Source organism: Spiroplasma endosymbiont of Colias croceus, from assembly GCF_964020095.1.
Taxonomy (GTDB): domain Bacteria; phylum Bacillota_I; class Bacilli_A; order Mycoplasmatales; family VBWQ01; genus Spiroplasma_E.
Map to the genome: position 1 here is coordinate 2,393,576 of NZ_OZ026536.1, position 20,013 is coordinate 2,413,588.

General features: G+C 22.8%; 22 protein-coding genes and 3 pseudogenes. 8 read left to right on the top strand and 17 right to left on the bottom strand.

Annotated features, from left to right (window positions below; translation table 4 throughout):
• Nucleotides 1–65: 65 nt before the first annotated feature.
• Nucleotides 66–896, bottom strand: a pseudogene (locus tag AACL24_RS15105) (IS5 family transposase).
• Nucleotides 897–1,312: 416 nt separating this feature from the next.
• Nucleotides 1,313–2,146, bottom strand: coding sequence for a hypothetical protein (locus AACL24_RS15110; RefSeq protein WP_339047764.1), 834 nt, complete (start codon nucleotides 2,144–2,146; stop codon nucleotides 1,313–1,315).
• A 234-nt stretch (nucleotides 2,147–2,380) separates the two neighbouring features.
• Here AACL24_RS15110 and AACL24_RS15115 point away from each other — a divergent pair, with 234 nt between their 5' ends.
• The gene (locus AACL24_RS15115) at nucleotides 2,381–2,821 is read left to right on the top strand and encodes a transposase family protein (protein ID WP_339047766.1); all 441 of its coding nucleotides are present in this window, start codon (nucleotides 2,381–2,383) and stop codon (nucleotides 2,819–2,821) included.
• The gene (locus AACL24_RS15660) at nucleotides 2,818–3,153 is read left to right on the top strand and encodes a transposase family protein (protein WP_422398106.1); all 336 of its coding nucleotides are present in this window, start codon (nucleotides 2,818–2,820) and stop codon (nucleotides 3,151–3,153) included. Before AACL24_RS15115 ends, AACL24_RS15660 begins: the two co-directional genes overlap by 4 nt.
• 173 nt (nucleotides 3,154–3,326) lie before the next feature.
• Here AACL24_RS15660 and AACL24_RS15120 read toward each other — a convergent pair whose 3' ends face one another.
• From AACL24_RS15120 to AACL24_RS15130, 3 genes are read right to left on the bottom strand one after another with little or no spacing between them, the layout of a single operon-like run.
• Entirely contained in the window at nucleotides 3,327–3,734 is a 408-nt protein-coding gene (locus tag AACL24_RS15120) for a transposase family protein (RefSeq protein WP_339045908.1), read from the bottom strand.
• Nucleotides 3,735–3,757: 23 nt separating this feature from the next.
• Nucleotides 3,758–3,973: a hypothetical protein gene (locus AACL24_RS15125; protein WP_339047170.1), complete on the bottom strand. Its 216-nt coding sequence runs from the start codon at nucleotides 3,971–3,973 to the stop codon at nucleotides 3,758–3,760.
• Nucleotides 3,963–4,163 (bottom strand): hypothetical protein, encoded by a 201-nt coding sequence (locus AACL24_RS15130; protein WP_339047768.1) that lies wholly within the window; start codon nucleotides 4,161–4,163, stop codon nucleotides 3,963–3,965. Before AACL24_RS15130 ends, AACL24_RS15125 begins: the two co-directional genes overlap by 11 nt.
• A 104-nt stretch (nucleotides 4,164–4,267) precedes the next feature.
• On the opposite strand from AACL24_RS15130, the pseudogene AACL24_RS15135 reads away from it, so the two are divergent.
• Nucleotides 4,268–4,354: pseudogene (locus AACL24_RS15135) on the top strand (IS5/IS1182 family transposase); the annotation flags it as partial.
• 139 nt (nucleotides 4,355–4,493) lie between these two features.
• Here AACL24_RS15135 and AACL24_RS15140 read toward each other — a convergent pair.
• From AACL24_RS15140 to rpmE, 7 genes are all read right to left on the bottom strand, one after another.
• Nucleotides 4,494–4,661 (bottom strand): hypothetical protein, encoded by a 168-nt coding sequence (locus tag AACL24_RS15140; protein ID WP_339047770.1) that lies wholly within the window; start codon nucleotides 4,659–4,661, stop codon nucleotides 4,494–4,496.
• 122 nt (nucleotides 4,662–4,783) lie between these two features.
• A complete protein-coding gene (gene prmC / locus AACL24_RS15145; RefSeq protein ID WP_339047772.1) occupies nucleotides 4,784–5,614 on the bottom strand; it encodes a peptide chain release factor N(5)-glutamine methyltransferase in 831 nt (276 codons plus the stop codon).
• Nucleotides 5,615–6,062: 448 nt separating this feature from the next.
• Nucleotides 6,063–7,160, bottom strand: coding sequence for a peptide chain release factor 1 (prfA, locus tag AACL24_RS15150; RefSeq protein WP_339047774.1), 1,098 nt, complete (start codon nucleotides 7,158–7,160; stop codon nucleotides 6,063–6,065).
• A gap of 15 nt (nucleotides 7,161–7,175) precedes the next feature.
• On the bottom strand, nucleotides 7,176–7,766 hold the full coding sequence (locus AACL24_RS15155; protein WP_339047776.1) for a thymidine kinase: 591 nt from the start codon (nucleotides 7,764–7,766) through the stop codon (nucleotides 7,176–7,178).
• A 24-nt stretch (nucleotides 7,767–7,790) separates the two neighbouring features.
• Entirely contained in the window at nucleotides 7,791–8,816 is a 1,026-nt protein-coding gene (locus AACL24_RS15160; RefSeq protein WP_339047778.1) for a bifunctional oligoribonuclease/PAP phosphatase NrnA, read from the bottom strand.
• A 14-nt stretch (nucleotides 8,817–8,830) separates the two neighbouring features.
• On the bottom strand, nucleotides 8,831–10,801 hold the full coding sequence (locus AACL24_RS15165) for a hypothetical protein (RefSeq protein ID WP_339047780.1): 1,971 nt from the start codon (nucleotides 10,799–10,801) through the stop codon (nucleotides 8,831–8,833).
• A 178-nt stretch (nucleotides 10,802–10,979) separates the two neighbouring features.
• A complete protein-coding gene (gene rpmE, locus AACL24_RS15665) occupies nucleotides 10,980–11,309 on the bottom strand; it encodes a 50S ribosomal protein L31 (RefSeq protein ID WP_368862541.1) in 330 nt (109 codons plus the stop codon).
• Nucleotides 11,310–11,675: 366 nt separating this feature from the next.
• Between rpmE and AACL24_RS15175 the strand changes: the two genes are divergently transcribed.
• The 5 genes and pseudogenes from AACL24_RS15175 to AACL24_RS15195 all read left to right on the top strand — a co-directional run bounded on the left by AACL24_RS15175 (nucleotide 11,676) and on the right by AACL24_RS15195 (nucleotide 15,169).
• On the top strand, nucleotides 11,676–12,098 hold the full coding sequence (locus tag AACL24_RS15175; protein ID WP_339045912.1) for a transposase family protein: 423 nt from the start codon (nucleotides 11,676–11,678) through the stop codon (nucleotides 12,096–12,098).
• 23 nt (nucleotides 12,099–12,121) lie between these two features.
• Nucleotides 12,122–12,529, top strand: coding sequence for a transposase family protein (locus AACL24_RS15180; protein WP_339045908.1), 408 nt, complete (start codon nucleotides 12,122–12,124; stop codon nucleotides 12,527–12,529).
• Between the two features lie 203 nt (nucleotides 12,530–12,732).
• Nucleotides 12,733–13,561: pseudogene (locus AACL24_RS15185) on the top strand (IS5 family transposase).
• Nucleotides 13,562–13,727: 166 nt separating this feature from the next.
• On the top strand, nucleotides 13,728–13,967 hold the full coding sequence (locus tag AACL24_RS15190) for a hypothetical protein (protein WP_339047782.1): 240 nt from the start codon (nucleotides 13,728–13,730) through the stop codon (nucleotides 13,965–13,967).
• 140 nt (nucleotides 13,968–14,107) lie between these two features.
• Complete coding sequence (locus tag AACL24_RS15195; protein ID WP_339047784.1) at nucleotides 14,108–15,169, top strand: hypothetical protein; 1,062 nt, start codon at nucleotides 14,108–14,110, stop codon at nucleotides 15,167–15,169.
• Between the two features lie 74 nt (nucleotides 15,170–15,243).
• Here the strand turns inward: AACL24_RS15195 and dnaB are convergent, their stop codons facing one another.
• The 5 genes from dnaB to AACL24_RS15220 form a co-directional block, all read right to left on the bottom strand.
• Nucleotides 15,244–16,584 carry a replicative DNA helicase gene (dnaB, locus tag AACL24_RS15200; protein ID WP_339047786.1) on the bottom strand — a complete coding sequence of 447 codons (1,341 nt, stop codon included), beginning with the start codon at nucleotides 16,582–16,584 and terminating at the stop codon, nucleotides 15,244–15,246.
• Between the two features lie 2 nt (nucleotides 16,585–16,586).
• The gene (gene rplI / locus AACL24_RS15205) at nucleotides 16,587–17,030 is read right to left on the bottom strand and encodes a 50S ribosomal protein L9 (protein WP_339047788.1); all 444 of its coding nucleotides are present in this window, start codon (nucleotides 17,028–17,030) and stop codon (nucleotides 16,587–16,589) included.
• A gap of 31 nt (nucleotides 17,031–17,061) precedes the next feature.
• Nucleotides 17,062–19,119, bottom strand: a complete 2,058-nt coding sequence (locus AACL24_RS15210; RefSeq protein ID WP_339047790.1) for a DHH family phosphoesterase — start codon at nucleotides 19,117–19,119, stop codon at nucleotides 17,062–17,064.
• Between the two features lie 128 nt (nucleotides 19,120–19,247).
• A complete protein-coding gene (rpsR, locus tag AACL24_RS15215) occupies nucleotides 19,248–19,478 on the bottom strand; it encodes a 30S ribosomal protein S18 (RefSeq protein WP_252320083.1) in 231 nt (76 codons plus the stop codon).
• Nucleotides 19,479–19,490: 12 nt separating this feature from the next.
• Nucleotides 19,491–19,994 (bottom strand): single-stranded DNA-binding protein, encoded by a 504-nt coding sequence (locus AACL24_RS15220; RefSeq protein ID WP_174481286.1) that lies wholly within the window; start codon nucleotides 19,992–19,994, stop codon nucleotides 19,491–19,493.
• Nucleotides 19,995–20,013 lie beyond the last annotated feature (19 nt).

Consider the following 20,013-nt stretch of genomic DNA (forward strand, 5'->3'; position numbering starts at 1 on the left):
CATTAAAATACAACAAAAATTATTATTTCAAATAAAAAAATAAAATATTAAATTATCAAATATATTTAAATTAATAATTGTAAATTATAAATTGAAGCTATTAAATTAAATCTTAATGCAAATTTTTTTCTTATATTTCGATATTTTTCACTAATAATTTTAAATTTTTTAAGAATCGCAAAAACATGTTCAATAACAACTCTCATTTTTGAAATAGCCTTATTATTTTTCTTTTCTTCTTTAGTTAAAGGGTTTTTCTTTGATTTTCGTTTAGGTAATAAGACATTTTTATGTATGTTTTGTATACCTTGATATCCTAAATCTACTAAAATAGTTGTTTCTGATAAAAATTTCGTTTTTGAATTTTTTAAAATTTTAAAATCATGATTTTTACCATAAGAAAAATAAGAACTTATAATTTTTTTACTATCTTTTTCAATTATGACTTGAGTTTTTATTGTATGTTTTTTCTTTTTTCCTGAATAATATTGTTTTTGACTTTTTTTGGGCGTTGAATAGTACTTTCAGTCACATCAATGATAACTGTTTTATCTTTAAAATTATTATTTAACAGTGATTTTTGCCCATCAAGTTGTTGAAAATCAGGATGTTTTATTAAAGTATTTTCTATTCACTTGATATTCCTATAGCAACTACTTTCACTAATTCCATAACTTTTAGCAATATGAAAATAAGTTCGATACTCTCTTCAATATTCTAAAGTCATTAATAAACGATTTTCTAATGATAATTTATTAGGTGTACCACCATTTTTAAACTTTTTTTACTTCTTCTGTCTTTAAAATTTCTAGAATTTTATTAAAAATAATATCATTTATACCAGTTAATCTTAATAATTCTGGATTGTTAATAGTTTTTAATTTATCAAACATCATAGATTACCTATCTTTTTTATTTTTAATTTTATTTTAAAAATTAAATTTTTAATAGATAGGTTTTGCAAGAAGTCTATTTTATTTTTTCATTAATATTTTTTTCTAATTCATAATTTCATGAATTTTCATTAATATTAATGACAGAAATATTCTTATATTTATCTAAATTATAATTACTATAGATATTTACCTTTTCAATTAATATACAAGGTTTTTGATTTAGTAAATGAAGCTTAAAATTATTACTTAAGTTATTTTTTAGGGAAATAATTAAAATATTAGGGAAATTTACTTTTATAAATGAAGTTATTTGAATTTTATTAGCATAGGAGTCATCAATTAAGAATATATAAGGGAATGTTTCAGTTCTCATTTGCTATAAAACTTTTATGAAAAGTAATCATTAAAAATTTATGTTATAAAAGATTAAGATTGGGAAAATAATTATTTTTTAATTGCGAATTTATAATAAAAAGGAGTTGTTGCCCTCATTGGTAGTCACTTTCTATTTTAAAAGTATCATCCAAGGCAAAACTAATATCACTATAATAATTAAATTGTAATTTAAATCAATTATCACTAAGAAAACTATTCAAATTACTTTTAAAAGTATTTGAATATAAAGACACCTGATATTCATAAGTAATAAAAGAAAATATTTTTTGAGTAATGTTACTAATTTCTGAAGTTATATTTGGAAATAATTGACTGTCAACTTTAATATTAAGTAAACAAATGAAATTAAAATAATTGGTTTCAAACTTATCAAACTCGATAGCAAACTCTTTAGCAATTATTAATCTAAAATGTTCGACTTCTTTTTTTATACTTAAGTTTAAATTAAATTCAATTTGTTCATCTTTTTCAAGAAAAAAATTAAGTTTAATTTTTCGTACATGAATTGTTAAAAATCATATTAGTTGATCATCATAATATTTTTTATAACCGATATTGATCATTATAATTTCTATTTTTTTGTATATATAGGTTAGGACTTTATCGTTAGTTAAGAGAATTTTTTTATCTTTACTAATAAGTTTTATAATAATAATAGTGGTTATAAATCTTAAATGTCATTCATAACCATCTAATTGAAACCCTTTATTATGTTCAAATTTTAATTTTAATCTTAAATTTTGTTCAAAGAAAAAGTTATTCAAGTAAATAATGTCTTTTTTTAAATTATACTTATTTGTGTTACTTATATTGATAAGTCACTCACTACTTAAATATTTTTTTGTCATACACATATTAAGGACAAATTACTCATTCTAACAAAAAGATATTCATTGGATATGTGGATAAACTGTGTAAGCAAAGTATTTATTGCTATTATTTCATTGTCACCATTAATTACAAAGTAATCTTGCTTTCTGGAAATATTACAATTACTAATTTTTATTAACATTAGACTTCTTGCAAAACCTATCTATTAAAAATTTAATTTTTAAAATAAAATTAAAAATAAAAAAAATAGGTAATCTATGATGTTTGATAAATTAAAAACTATTAACAATCCAGAATTATTAAGATTAACTGGTATAAATGATATTATTTTTAATAAAATTCTAGAAATTTTAAAGACAGAAGAAGTAAAAAAGTTTAAAAATGGTGCTACACCTAATAAATTATCATTAGAAAATCGTTTATTAATGACTTTAGAATATTGAAGAGAGTATCGAACTTATTTTCATATTGCTAAAAGTTATGGAATTAGTGAAAGTAGTTGCTATAGGAATATCAAGTGAATAGAAAATACTTTAATAAAACATCCTGATTTTCAACAACTTGATGGGCAAAAATCACTGTTAAATAATAATTTTAAAGATAAAACAGTTATCATTGATGTGACTGAAAGTACTATTCAACGCCCAAAAAAAGTCAAAAACAATATTATTCAGGAAAAAAGAAAAAACATACAATAAAAACTCAAGTCATAATTGAAAAAGATAGTAAAAAAATTATAAGTTCTTATTTTTCTTATGGTAAAAATCATGATTTTAAAATTTTAAAAAATTCAAAAACGAAATTTTTATCAGAAACAACTATTTTAGTAGATTTAGGATATCAAGGTATACAAAACATACATAAAAATGTCTTATTACCTAAACGAAAATCAAAGAAAAACCCTTTAACTAAAGAAGAAAAGAAAAATAATAAGGCTATTTCAAAAATGAGAGTTGTTATTGAACATGTTTTTGCGATTCTTAAAAAATTTAAAATTATTAGGACATATTCCGTAATTAAATTTAATTAATTGTCAATAAAATTGTTTTAAAACTATTTAGTGTTATTGAATATAGAAATAAATATTTTTTGAAAAAATAGTTTAAAAAATGAGTTTACATTTTAAACAAAAAATTGTTAATAATATTTTTATATTAACTCGATAAAAATTTAAATTTTAAAAAAATATTTTTAATATTTTTTTTATTTTAATGGTTTTATTTTATTAAAAATTTCACAAAGTAAGTTAAATCTTAAGTACATAAGTCTAAATTTAGATTTTCTACATTTATTTACTAAAATTTTGAATCTTTTCAATCAAGCAAAGACATGTTCAACTTTAATTCTAATTTTAGATACAATCTTATTGTATTTTCTTTCTTGTTTAGTTAATTTTTTATTTTTAGTTCTTTTAATTGGTATTATTGTATTTTTATAAATATTTTGTATACCTTGATATCCTAAATCACCAATAATTATTGTTTTTTCTGAAAATTCAAGATTTGAATTTTTTAATATTTGAAAATCATGCACTTTACCATTATCAGCAAAAATATCAACAATTTTTTTATTAAAAAAATCATATACAATTTGAAATTTTATAGAATACATTCAACTTTTACCAGAAAAATATTCTAACTGTAGTTTTTTTTAGTTGGTCTTTCAATTTCAATCTCAGTTGAATCAATTAAATAAAATTGAAATTCATTTGAATTTTCTTGTTTTTTATCAATTTTTAATTTATATCTTTCTTTTAAAAATTGGTAATCTTTGTGGTTACTAAGTTTATTTTCTACTCAAGTAATATTTCGAAAACAACTTGATGGGCTCATTTTAGATTTAATACTCATTTGAAAAAAAGTATAATAAAGTCATCATTAATCTTTCTTCTACTGAAAGTTTATTTTTTCGACCTTTATTTTTTTCTAATTTTTCTATTTCAATTAATTTTTCTAACATTTCATTAAAATGAAAACGTTTTATACCAAAATATCTATAAAATTCTTCATTTTTTAATTTTTTTAAATTTTCAAAAATCATTTTTATCAACACTTTTCTAAATTTATTGTTAATAACAAAATTATAAAATAAATTTTAAAATTATTAATTGACTTTTAAAAAATTTAATTACGGAATATGTCTTTAGTGAAAAATATCGAAATAGAAGAAAAAAATTTGCATTAAGATTTAATTTAATAGCTTCAATTTATAATTTACAATTATTAATTTAAATATATTTGATAATTTAATATTTTATTTTTTTATTTGAAATAATAATTTTTGTTGTATTTTAATGACAAAAAATAAAACATATTTTGAACAATAATTTTTAAAAAATATTAAAAGTGTTATTAAAATAAATTTTTAAACTTAAAAAATGTGATTAATATCATAGTTTTGCAAGAAGTCTATTGTATTAATAAAAGTAATATTTCTTTGTAAAGTTCGAAATGTAACATTAAATTTTTCCATTAGAAATGCTATATTAACCGAACAAGAATACTGAAAATATTTTAATATTTCAATGATACGCCACATTAAAACTGCCCCCGTTATCCTAATTGAAAGATTAAATGAGATTTTCCTTTTCAAAAAATAAAATAGTCACCTTTTGAGTGACAAAATTATTGTTCTTAAATTATTTTTATATGTTATAATGCTTACCAAATAAATAGCATTCTTCATTTATTATTAATATCTTTAATAAATTTGTAATTATATTGTGGTAAATACTTTTTAATAAGAATAGTTAGTGCTTCTTTTTGATCAAAACCAAATTCAAATGCTAATAAAAAAGATTTTTCTAAAACTGCATGACATTTTTGAAAAATTACTTCGTAAAAATATAATCCTTTATGATCAGCAAATAAAGCTAATTTTGGTTCATATTGTAAATTATGTTTTGAAAAAGTATTTGCTGTTTCATCAATATATGGTGGATTTGAAACAATAATATTAAATTTATGATTTTTAAGATTTGTAAATATATCGCTTTCAACAAAATTAATATTTTTTAGGTTAAAATTATCGTTATTAATCTTAGCAATAGTTAATGCATCTTTGCTAATATCACTTGCTACTATATTTCAATTAGGTTTCTTTAACGCTAAACTAATAGCAATAGCACCACTGCCTGTCCCTAAATCTAATACTTTTAAATTATCATTATTAAAAATGTTTTGCGCATAGACAAAAACATTTTTAACTAGTTCTTCAGTTTCATTACGAGGAATTAATACTCTATTATCAACAACAAACTTATGATCAAGAAATCATTGATAACCAATAATATATTGTAAAGGATAGCCAGCAACAAATTTTTTAACTAGTTGTAAATATGATTCTAAAAAATCTATTGCTATTGTTTGACTAAGATTTGCATATAATCAAGATAAATCTTTATTAATAAACTTTAATAAAATTATCTTATTAATTTGTTCATTTTTTTTATTAATTTTTTTTGCTAATAAAAGATAATCTCTATAAGTCATTAATTTATACTCCAAAAATAAATATTTTATTGAAAATTAACAGATGAATTATTATTTCTTGAAGTTTTTTTTATTAAACTATTAACAACGAGAATTAAAACAATAATACTAAAAATAAATAAAAAACTAATTGTTAATAAACAAATAATTGGAAAAAGAATAATGTAACTACAAATACTAATAATAAAACCAAAATTATTAATATTATTACCATTAATATTTCGTAAAAATTCTAAATTTTTTCATAATAAATAATGAAAAATTAAACTAGATGCACTAGCAAAAATCATAATGTTAAAACTAAAAATAAAATGTGAATAATACCACTACTAAAAGTTAATGTAATAAATGTTCCTAATGTCGCATATAAAAAAATAACTGATATTAAAAACAAAATTTTTGTTCTAGAGTCTAAAATCTTAAAATCCATAATAATTTCTTCCTTTTTTTATTTTAATACTGTAATATTTTCATCAATATTTTCTAATTTTTCTTTTTGTTCACTACTAATTAAAGCAATAATAATTTCATCAATATTACCTTCCATAATACGATCTAACTTTAATAAAGATAATCCAATTCGATGATCGGTTACTCTATTTTGTGGATAATTGTATGTTCTAATTTTTTCTGAACGATCACCGCTACCAACAGCTGTTTTTCTTAAATTACCAATTCTTCCCTGTTCTTCTTCAACTTTTTTTTCATAAAGTTTAGCTCTTAATACCCGCATTGCTTTATCTTTATTATCATGTTGACTTCGTCCGTCCTGTGAAGTTACAACAACACCTGTTGGAATATGAGTAATTCTAATTGCTGAATCGGTAGTATTAACATGTTGACCACCAGCACCACTAGAACGATAAGTATCAATTCTTAAATCAGAATTATTTATTTTAATTTCAACTTCATTAACTTCTGGCAATACAGCAACCGTTGCAATTGAAGTATGAACTCGTCCTTGTGATTCGGTTTTTGGAACTCTCTGAACACGATGTCCACCAGCTTCAAACTTTAATTTAGCAAATACATGTTTACCTTTAATCATAAAAGCAATATAACTAAATCCACCATTTATTGCTTCTTTTGCTTCAATAGTTTCAATTTTTCATCGTTGAATTTCACAATACTTACTATACATACGATATAAATCACCAGCAAAAATATTTGCTTCATCGCCACCAACAGCTCCTCTAATTTCAATAATAACATTTTTATCATCATTTATATCTTTAGGAATTAGTGTTAGTTTTAATTCATTTTCTGCTTTTTCTAATTCAATTTCATTTGCTTTAATATCTGTTTTAAGCATTTCACAAAGTTCTTGATCCTGTTCGGTTGCTAATGCCTTTTTTGCTTCAATAATTTCTTTGTTAATTTTTTCATATTTTCAATATTGTTCAATAATTGGTTCTAATCTACTATGTTCTTTTGTTAATTCAGTGTATTTAGCACGAGGAATTAATTCGGGATTTTCTAATTGCTTTTCAATTTCACTATATTTTTTAGTAAGTTGCATTAACTGTTCTAATGTTTTTTCATTCATAATATCACACCTGATTTATCTATTCTGATTATTTGTTAAGACACGATGATGACTACGACATCGAGCTTCATATTGTTCTTGCGCACCAATTAAAATAATTTCATCATCATATCTAGCTTCCCGGCCATTAATAATACGTTGTGTTCTTGTTGCTGCTTTACCACATTTTACACAAACAGCATCTAATTTAGTTACAAATTCTGCTAAAGCTAATAATTCTTTAGTAACAGGAAATGGTTCACCACGAAAATCTTGATCTAAACCAGCAACAATAACTTGCTTATTTTGATTTGCTAATGTTTTAATAACTTCAATAATTGATGGTTTAAAAAATTGTACTTCATCAATTGCAACTGCTTCTATTTCTTTATCTATATGTTTTAATATTTGCATTGGATCATTAATTACTATCGCTGTGATAGATACTCCTTTATGACTTACTACTTTTTTAGCATCATAACGAATATCAACCTTGGGTTTAAAAACTAGCACTTTGCGTTTAGCATACTGTAAACGATTTATACGTCGCATAAACTCTTCGGTTTTTCCAGCAAACATACAACCAGTAATTACTTCAATTCATCCCTCATTATAACGACTATACATTTATATCCAACTCCATCTCTAATTTTAATTGTTTGTTAATTCTGGTGATTTACTAGCAATTTTATCTAAACTATCAATCAATTTTTCAACTTCATTAATATTTTGTAAATATGCACCAGCAGCTGTCTGATGACCACCACCACCAAACTTTGCAATAGCATCATTAATTATTCATCTTGCACTACGAACACTAACTTTAATTTTACTATTCATTTGATCATAAGCAGCAATTAATCAAATTTTAATACCATCAATATTTGACATTACATTAACTTGACTAGTTAAATCTTCTCTACTTAAAACAACTTCGCCTTTAATATTTAATATTTTATTTTGACTAATAATTTTTGTTTGTAAGTCAGTAATTATTTTATCGTTAAATATTATATAAGCAACACCATTATCAGTAATTTTAAAATTTGATAATATATATCCTTTCAATCTTGTGATTTTTAAATTTTGAATATATAAACTTTGATATAAGTCTAATAAATTAAAATTTTGTTTAACTAAAAAACTAGCAACCTGAAAAGTTTCTTCATTAACAGAGCGATACAAAAATCTACCAGAATCAGTAACTAAACCAAGAAATAAATTTCTAGCTGCTAAAGCTGAAATTTTTAAATTCAATACTTGTGCTCATTTCGCCACTACTTGGCAAGCAGCAGAAGCCTTTTCTTCAATTAAATCAATATCACCATATTTATCAACAATTGGATGATGATCAATTTTAATTATCTTTTTTCCTTCTTCTCAAAATTGACCACTAATTCGTTCGCGATTAGCTGTATCAGTGACTATTACTAGTGCATTTTCATAATCTTCTTTTTTAACAAAAGTTGGTTGTGGAAATAATGATGCCAAATGTTCATTTGTTTCGCCTGGAACAAGTACTTTTTTATTTTGAAAATTATCTTCAATAATTTTTTTTAATCCTCATTGTGAACCCAAAGCATCTCCATCAGGATTAATATGACGATGAATAATAATTGGATTACTGATTTTTATTAATTCATAAATTGCTTGTGCTTCTTTTTTAAACTTATTCATATTATATATCCTTTCTATCATGTACCAATTAATTGTTTTGTTTCATCATCAAAAACAAAAATTGAATTTTTAGTAATACTAATTCAACCAACAGTTCCCACTTCTAAATTATCATTATTATTTGTTAAAACTTCAAATTGTTCTGATTTAGTAGTTTCAATCAATAAATATGCTTTTTTATCATCAACTTTAGTAATATTTTTAATAACACCATTAATAATAATTGAATTTTTTAAAAAAGTAAATCGTGGTTTCTTTGCACTAAACAAAATGGCATTTGATTTAAAAGCAATAGTAGAAGCAGTTTTAACATCAAACTTACCTAAATTTACATTATAAAAATATAAATTATGAGCATTTCATTCTCCCTTTGCAATATTAATATGCTGTTCATTTATTTCTTTCAATAAATTTAAAGATAATGGTTTATCAGTGATTTCACTAACATTCCCTTGTTGAATAATTATTTCATTTTCAATAACAGTAACATTAGTCGCTAATAAATTAATATCAACTTGATTATTAGTTGTAAAAATAATAATTATTTTCAAAAATTTTTGTAATTTTTTAATTCAATTTGCTAATTGTTCTTTATTATCAACATTTAAAAGTTCAAATGTGTTATGTAAAATTAAAATTTTAGTAGGTACAATTAATTGTTGAATGATTTTTATTATTTGTCGTTCTACTATTGTTAATTGTGTTAAACGTAGTGACAATAAATGACTTAGTTCTAAATGTTTAAATATCATAACAATATTTTCACTAATTAAATCACGGACATCAATTAACTGTGAATATAAAGTTTGTAATTGTTGTTGATATGTTTCTTTATCTTGTAACTGTGGATTTTTTAAAATTTTATCATGATAAATTTTAATTTCATCTTTAATATTTTTTAAAAGTAAATGCATTTCATCTGGTAAAAGTTGCATTGCCACAAAATCTTGTTTCATATTAAATTTAATTCTTTGTACTTCTGCTAAGTCAATTCACTGGTCTAAAATTTGATCAATTTGACTACGAGTACATTTAATTTGTTGATATGAAACTAAATGATTAAGTTCGCTATTAAAATTTTGATTATGATTGTTACAAGTTTTTAACGTAGTTCTAATTTCACTTCTAGTAGTACTAATCTCTCTATTTAAATAATTATTTATTTCTTTAATAACAAAACTAATTTCTCGTAGTTGAAACTCTCATTTTCTTTCTTTTGGTGGATTACATCCACAAAAACATGGTCCCACTAAACTTTCTAAACTAGAAATACGATCTTGCAAAGATTGTAAAAATAATAAGTTATTATTTGCAATAATATTTTTTTCTTCGGCAGTAAATTTTTTAATTAGAATATCTGTTAATTTTTCACTTCCAGCAAAATTAAATTTCTCTTGAGCAAAGTTTTTATGAAAATGATTAATTTGATATTGATATTCTTTAATAAAATTATTACGAGTGCTTTGTGTTTCATTAATAAAATTTTTAATAATATTAATTAATTTTTCTTTAAAATAACCACTGTCTAAATTTAAACCTGTATTTTTTAAGTTTTCAATATCAGTCTTAATTTTTTGATTAATATTGCTTATTTCTTGTAAAAAGGGTTTATTAGTAATTGCTGTTCTTGCTAAGTTACGTTGAATACTAAATAATTTATTTCAACTCTGTAAATGCATACTAACATAAGCCATTTTTCGTTCAAAACCAATACTATTATAAGTAACATCAATATCATCAATTAAAATTTTACCCTCCATAATAGCAGAAGAACCTGCTAGAGCATTAATTAATTTTTCAATATTATCTTCATCATTACTAAAAATTGCCAAGCAACTAGGATATTTTCCTTCAAAACTTCAATCTTTTACGGCTTTTTCAACGGATAAATTAATAATACTAAAATTAAAGTTACTAGTTTGCTCAGTATTATATCTAATACCTTTACTTATTACCAATTTATTAAAATCAGATGATTTTTCCATAAAACCATTCCCTACCTTAAAGTTTTTTATTTCATATACTATTAAAATTATATTCTATATTTATTGGGTTGTATACATACAATATTTTAACTTAATTAATGGTAAATATGTCTGTAAATAATTTTATTTTTAAAGTATAAAAAAAAGAAACTATTATTAGTTTCTAGTTTAATTAAAATTATTTTTTAACTTGTTTAGTATCAGTTAGTTTTAGAACATCTTTTGCTGTTTCTAATACAATAGTTTTAGTATTTTGTGGTTTTGCTTTGTTTATTTCAACAGTTTTTGATTTTGTTTCAACTTGTTTACTTGCTTTTGTATTAAAGCGTTCAACTCTTCCTTTTGCTGAAACAAATGATTGTTTTCCAGTATAAAATGGATGACAACTTGAACATGTATCAACACGGATTTCTTTACCCTTAGTTGAACCACTTATAAAATTATTGCTACATGTTATACATGTTACTTTAGTTTGAAAATACTCTGGATGGATGCTTGCTTTTGCCATGGTTTCACCTCACTTATAAAATTACTATTAATAAAAAGTACTTAAAAATAATATCATTAACAATATAAAAAAGCAAATAAATATTAATGATAGATAGAGTTTTTATTTTGATAGATTATATTGTAAAAATGTGTTCTAATTCAATTAACTAGATATCATGAATTTTATTTTTTTTAAATTATATATTAGACTTCTTGCAAAACCTATCTATTAAAAATTTAATTTTTAAAATAAAATTAAAAATAAAAAAGATAGGTAATCTATAGACATATTCCGTAATTAAATTTTTTAAAAGTCAATTAATAATTTTAAAATTTATTTTATAATTTTGTTATTAACAATAAATTTAGAAAAGTGTTGATAAAAATGATTTTTGAAAATTTAAAAAAATTAAAAAATGAAGAATTTTATAGATATTTTGGTATAAAACGTTTTCATTTTAATGAAATGTTAGAAAAATTAATTGAAATAGAAAAATTAGAAAAAAATAAAGGTCGAAAAAATAAACTTTCAGTAGAAGAAAGATTAATGATGACTTTATTATACTGAAAAGAATATTATACTTTTTTTCAAATGAGTATTAAATCTAAAATGAGCCCATCAAGTTGTTTTCGAAATATTACTTGAGTAGAAAATAAACTTAGTAACCACAAAGATTACCAATTTTTAAAAGAAAGATATAAATTAAAAATTGATAAAAAACAAGAAAATTCAAATGAATTTCAATTTTATTTAATTGATTCAACTGAGATTGAAATTGAAAGACCAACTAAAAAAAACTACAGTTAGAATATTTTTCTGGTAAAAGTTGAATGTATTCTATAAAATTTCAAATTGTATATGATTTTTTTAATAAAAAAATTGTTGATATTTTTGCTGATAATGGTAAAGTGCATGATTTTCAAATATTAAAAAATTCAAATCTTGAATTTTCAGAAAAAACAATAATTATTGGTGATTTAGGATATCAAGGTATACAAAATATTTATAAAAATACAATAATACCAATTAAAAGAACTAAAAATAAAAAATTAACTAAACAAGAAAGAAAATACAATAAGATTGTATCTAAAATTAGAATTAAAGTTGAACATGTCTTTGCATGATTGAAAAGATTCAAAATTTTAGTAAATAAATGTAGAAAATCTAAATTTAGACTTATGTACTTAAGATTTAACTTACTTTGTGAAATTTTTAATAAAATAAAACCATTAAAATAAAAAAAATATTAAAAATATTTTTTTAAAATTTAAATTTTTATCGAGTTAATATAAAAATATTATTAACAATTTTTTGTTTAAAATGTAAACTCATTTTTTAAACTATTTTTTCAAAAAATATTTATTTCTATATTCAATAACACTAAATAGTTTTAAAACAATTTTATTGACAATTAATTAAATTTAATTACGGAATATGTCCTATGATGTTTGATAAATTAAAAACTATTAACAATCCAAAATTATTAAGATTAACTGGTATAAATGATATTATTTTTAATAAAATTCTAGAAATTTTAAAGACAGAAGAAGTAAAAAAGTTTAAAAATGGTGGTACACCTAATAAATTATCATTAGAAAATCGTTTATTAATGACTTTAGAATATTGAAGAGAGTATCGAACTTATTTTCATATTGCTAAAAGTTATGGAATTAGTGAAAGTAGTTGCTATAGGAATATCAAGTGAATAGAAAATACTTTAATAAAACATCCTGATTTTCAACAACTTGATGGGCAAAAATCACTGTTAAATAATAATTTTAAAGATAAAACAGTTATCATTGATGTGACTGAAAGTACTATTCAACGCCCAAAAAAAGTCAAAAACAATATTATTCAGGAAAAAAGAAAAAACATACAATAAAAACTCAAGTCATAATTGAAAAAGATAGTAAAAAAATTATAAGTTCTTATTTTTCTTATGGTAAAAATCATGATTTTAAAATTTTAAAAAATTCAAAAACGAAATTTTTATCAGAAACAACTATTTTAGTAGATTTAGGATATCAAGGTATACAAAACATACATAAAAATGTCTTATTACCTAAACGAAAATCAAAGAAAAACCCTTTAACTAAAGAAGAAAAGAAAAATAATAAGGCTATTTCAAAAATGAGAGTTGTTATTGAACATGTTTTTGCGATTCTTAAAAAATTAAAATTATTAGTGAAAAATATCGAAATAGAAGAAAAAAATTTGCATTAAGATTTAATTTAATAGCTTCAATTTATAATTTACAATTATTAATTTAAATATATTTGATAATTTAATATTTTATTTTTTTATTTGAAATAATAATTTTTGTTGTATTTTAATGACAAAAAATAAAACATATTTTGAACAATAATTTTTAAAAAATATTAAAAGTGTTATTAAAATAAATTTTTAAACTTAAAAAATGTGATTAATATCATAGTTTTGCAAGAAGTCTATTATAAAAAGATTAAAAAAACTGTTAAAATAACAAATAATACTTTGGAAATAATAAGCAAAATTTTAAAATTAAATGATACTGAAATAAATATTTTTTTAAGTTTAAGTTGAAATAAAATTCAAGAAATAACTACAGAAAAAATCATAAATATCGAAGAAATTAATGATTTATTAAATGAACCTTTTGTAAATACTTCATATATTAATCAAAAAAATTTAATATAGATTTCTAATTTAATATCTTTCTAAAATACTTACATTAACTTCATAAATAACACTCAAAAGTATTATAAATACTATTTTATTTTTGAAATAATGTAAAATTATTTTATAAAAGGGGTTAAACTTTGAAAAAGGGGTATTTTATGAAAAATTTAAAAAGTATACTATCAATTGTAGGTGTTTTAGGATTTACAGCAGCAACAACAAGCAATGTCACTGCATGTATAAGTAATATAACAAGTAATTTTCAAGAAATAACAAATTGAAAAGAAAATAATGGTGAAATTCAAATCTTAGTTAATAATAAAAATACTATTTATGCAGGAACCAAAACTGGTGATGACAAAGGTAATTTATTTAAGATTACAAAAGATGACACAACAACACCTTTAACAAATTGAAAAGAAAGTAATGGTAAAGTTCAAAGTTTATTAACTGTTAATGATACGATCTATGTTGGAACAAAAACTGGTGATGGCAAAACTAATTTATTTAAAATTACTAATGATAATACAATAACAGCACTATCTAAATGAGATGAAAACAACGGTGAAATATGTAGTCTATTAATCGTTAATGATACTATTTATGTAGGAACCAAAACTGGTGATGACAAAGGTAATTTATTTAAAATTACTGATGATGATACAATAACAGCACTATCTGATTGAAAAGATACTAATGGTGAAGTTCGTGGTTTACTAAATGTCAATGGCACAATCTATGTTGGAACTAAAACAACACCCGTTAATAATGCATATACAGGAAAGTTAATTAAAATTACAAAAGATGACACAATAACAATATTATCAAAATGAAATGTAAATAATGGTGAAATTTATAGTTTAACTAGTTCAACAAACGAAAGTATTTATATTGGAACCAAAACTAGTGATGGTCAAGGAGATTTATATAAAGTTAAAGAAGATGGTACAAGTACACTAGTAACCAACTGAAAAGAAACTAATGGCGAAGTTTTAAGTCTAGTTAATGACAATAATACAATCTTTGTTGGAACAAAAACTACTGATGGTAAAGGAAGATTATTTAAAGTTGTCTATACAGTAGCAATTGGTATTTTTAGTTGAAGTAGCAGTGGGGGTGAAGTACATAGTTTATTAAATGTCAATGGCACTGTTTACGCTGGAACTAAAATTAGTGATAATAAAGGAAAACTATTTAAAAGTTTAAATCCAGAAGGATAATAAAAACTAATTAATTTAATTTATTAACTTCTTTTAAAAAAACCTAAAATTTAATTTTAGGTTTTTTATTATTTTTATCCTGTATAATTTTCAAACTTACCTCATTTTGGAATAAAAACAGTTACTACTTTTCCTGTTGGGCCATTTCGATGTTTAGAAATAAGAATTTCAGCAAGATTACTTTCTTGTGAACTTGTTGTTTCTTCACTATTTTTTTCCTTATAATAATCATCACGATATAAAAACATAATTACATCAGCATCTTGTTCAATAGCCCCTGACTCACGTAAATCAGACATTAAAGGACGTTTTTCTTCACGTCTCTCCACCATTCTTGATAATTGTGATAAACAAACAATTGGTACTCTTAATTCTCTTGCCAAAATTTTTAAACTACGAGAAATATTTGAAACTTCTTGTTGACGTGATTCACTATCTCTACCAGTTAATAACTGTAAATAATCAATAATTACTAACTTAATGCTATTTTCACGACTTAATTTTCTTAATTTAGTTTGTAACTCTAAAACTCTTAAACCAGGTGTATCATCAATAATAATTCTTTTTTGTTTCAATTGCTCAGCAGTAGCACTAATACGATTTCAATCAGCCTGTGTAAATTTAGACTTATTACGTAAACGATTAGCATCAAAATGTCCTTGACAAGAAATCATTCTTGTAATTAATTGATCTTTTGGCATTTCTAATGAAAAAATAACAACAACATCGTTTTTATTATCTTGTTCATTAGCAGCATTTAAAGCAAAATTAAGTGCTAAGGCGGTTTTCCCCATTGAAGGTCTAGCTGCTAAAATAATTAAGTCACCTCGCTGAAAACCACTAGTAATCATATCCAAATTGTTAATACCTGAACTTGTACCAGTAATATTAACTGTTGATTTTTGTAGTTGTTCAATTTTAGTTACCACATCATCAATGTGTTCACTAATTGGCAACATCTCTTCATGATTACGTTCACTACTTACTTGTACAATTTGAGCTTCAGCAGCAATTAAAACTTCATTAATTGACTTTTCACTTTGTAACTCTTTACCTATATTTTTTAAAGCATTTTCTAATTGTCGTTTAGTAGTTCTTTCAATCAAAATATCAATGTGTTCTTTTAAATTAGCATCAGTAATATATTGAGCCACTAAAGAAGATAAATATTCAATTCCACCAATTTTATCCAAATTATTTTGCTTAACTAATTCTTCGGCAATAGTTGTTATATCAATACCAGAATTATTTTTATAAAGATTGGTAATTGTTTTAAAAATAATTTGATTAGAATTAATTGTAAAATCATGTGGTGCCAATAAATTTAATGCACTTTCACATGCTGGTGATGATTGAATCATCGCACTTAAAACATTAACTTCTGCATTATTTATATATTGACTATTGTTAGACATAATTATTCTCCTAAAACTTCAACCTTTAATTGTGCAATAATTGTAACATCTAATTTAATATTAATGTTAGTTATACCTAATTCATTAATAGGATTAAATTTAACAAATTTATGTTTATCAATTTTAATGTTAAATTTTTGCACTATTTGTTCACAAATTTGTTTTGAAGAAATAGCACCAGAAACTTTACCATTATTACTTTTTAATTTAAATTGTAAAGTAATTAAAGCTAATTGTTCTTTAATTTTTTGTAAATCTTCTAATTCCATTTCTCGTTGTATTTTTTTATTTTCAATTACTTTTTGATTAATTTTTAATGCTTCTGATGTAGCAATTACAGCTAATTTTCTTGGTAATAAATAATTTTTACCATAACCATCACTAACACTAACAACTTCACCTTTTTTACCATAATTTTTAACATCCGTTAAAAGGACAACTTTCATTGTAAACATCTCACTTTCTATTTTAATAATTTTAATACCTTTCAGTAGTAGCACTCTCGCTTTGATATACGCCACTTTCAATTAATTTTACCAATTCATCATACAATGCTCTAATTCCCAATTTACTACTTTGGACAGCAGCAGCACTAAAGTGACCACCACCACCTAAGTTTTCACAAATAATTTGAACATTTATTTCACCGTTGCTTCGTGCTGATAAACAAGCACGTCCTTGACGATCATAAGCAATAGTAAATGATGCTTTACAATCACGTAAGTCTAACAACATTTCTGAAATTTGGGCTAAATATGAAGTATGTACTTCTAAGTTTTCATCACCAACAGCAACTAAAAATCCTTTTTTAATTTCTTGGGCGTGACTAATTAAAGCAAATTTATCAATTAGTTCATTTAAACTATTTTTCAATAATCCTTTAACTTTAGAAGGAGAAGCTCCTCAATCAGTTAATAATCCACAGGCTTCAAAAGTTCTTCTTGTTGTTCTTACTTGGAAATTATTAGTATCAATTAAAATACCTGCAAACATTATATTTCATAAAAATTCTGATTCAATATTATTAAAATCATTATAATAAATAATTTCTGTCATTGCTTCAGCTGTTGAAGAAGTTCCTGCATCAATATAAGAAGTAATGGTGCTACTAATTGATTCATCAGAAACACGATGATGATCAATAACAATAATTTTTACAGCTTTACTTAATAAATCAGGACTATCAACACGTTGTGGATTATGAGTATCAACAACAATTAATAAAGTATTTGCATGAAGAAATTTAAGTGCTTGTTTACCTGTAATAAAATTACGACTAATATAACTTTCAGGAACAAGTTCATGAAGAATTTTTAATGTTTTTTCATCAACTTCATTTTGATTAATAACATAATGAGCACTTTTATTTAAGCTTTTAGCAATTTCAATAATAGCTGTTCCTGAAGAAATACTATCAAAATCAGCAGCCGCATGTCCCATAACTAAAATGTTTTCTGCTAATTTTATTTCATTATATAATGATTGTGCAAACATTCTAATATTAATTTTAGATTCTGATTGTTTTGCTTCAATAGTACCTCCAATAAAAACTGTATTACCACCAAATTCACGAATAACTACTTGATCACCACCACGATAAACTGCTAACTCTTTACTTTCAATAGCCAAATCATATAGATCTTTACTAATAGCATTACCATAAGAGAAACCAGCAGATAACGTAATATCTGCTTTAAATTTTTTAACACCTTCTCGAATATTTTTAATAAGTGGAAAGTTATCATTTCTTGCTTTATTAAATTCATTTTGATAAAGTAAAATATTGTAACCATCTTCAATATTACCTAATAATAAACCTGAATAATTATTAGCAAAATCATTTAATTCAGTTTTAATAAATGCTTCAACACGAATTTGATTCTCAACTCTTAATTTTTGTAAAGAATTATAAAAATTATCAATACTAATTACACCAAAAACTAATTTTTCTTGCTGCAATTTATTATATAAGAAATGATATTTAGTTGTTTCTTGTAACAAAATTGTTCTAGTTTGTACTAAATAAATAGCATCATAAAGCATATCTTCAATTTTAAGTGTAATTTGAGTAATATTATTACTAATTAATTGTTCTAAATCTCTTGATAGTTTAACAATTGATTTTCCAATTAATCTACCTAAACCTTTATCTTCTAAAAATTCACTTACTCACATAATTGATAAATCACTATCTAAAACAATCATACCAACACTACCAAAAGTTAAAGCTTGTGCATTATTTAATTTTATGATTTCAGCTGTGTTAATATAACGATGACGAATTCATAAACTAAATAGAAAAATATAAAGACAAACAATAATAAAATTACCTAAAACTAAACTTAAAATTACAGTAATAGTGACCACTTGTTCTGCTGTCTCAATATTAACAATAAAATAAGTCAAGCCAATTAAAATTTCAACTACTAATCAAACAATCATTATTAAATGATAATTTCTTAACGATTTGAACACTTTGTCACTTCCTTCTAATATTATTAATTGTACTATAACACTAATATTAAAAACAGCCATTATCTTTTATGTAATATAATACTATTAAAGTCTTTTTATTTTTATTTTAAACTATTATTTAAAATAAAATATTTTTAAGATAAAAATAAATAAAAATTGAGTAAGATTTGTAAACTTACTCAATTTTTTTATCTTGAATATTTTAATAATCCCATGATTTGGGCACGTTTTATATTTTTAGCAATTAAACGTTGATACTTTGGATTAGTACCTGTTGTTCTTGCTGGCAAAATTTTGTTATTATTACCCATAAATTTACTTAATAATTCAATATCTTTATAATCAATATAAGTAATATTATTTTTAGTAATAAAACAAGATTTTCTTCTTGTAAAATTTCTTGGTTTACCAGTGTTCATAATTATCCTCCTTTAATTATTTAAATCTCAAATGATATCTTCTTCATCAAATTCTATATTTTGAATAGCCGCTTCTTTTTCTTGAAGCTGATTAGTATTAGTAAAGGCAATATCAGTACTATAATTAGGACTTTTAAAAGCATCATCTAAATGAATTTTATTCTCATCTCTTGGTTTTGAATAATTAATATTAGTGTTATTACCACTACTATCTTTTTTACGATTATCTAAAAAAGTAACAGTTTGTGCAACCACTTCAGTAATATATAGTTCTTTTCCATTCTGATCTGTTGATTTTCTTACTGACAGTCTTCCTGAAACTGAAATTAAAGAACCTTTAACTAAATAATTAGTCATATTTTCAGCAACTTTATTTCAAGCCACACACGAAATATAATCAGCTTGATTTTGAATATTATTAACTGCAAGTGTAAAAAAAGTAAAAGGTTTTCCTGTTGAAGTTTGATGTAACTTTAAATCACGAGTGATTCTACCAATTAATGTAACAATATTCATTTTTTATCCTCACTTTTAA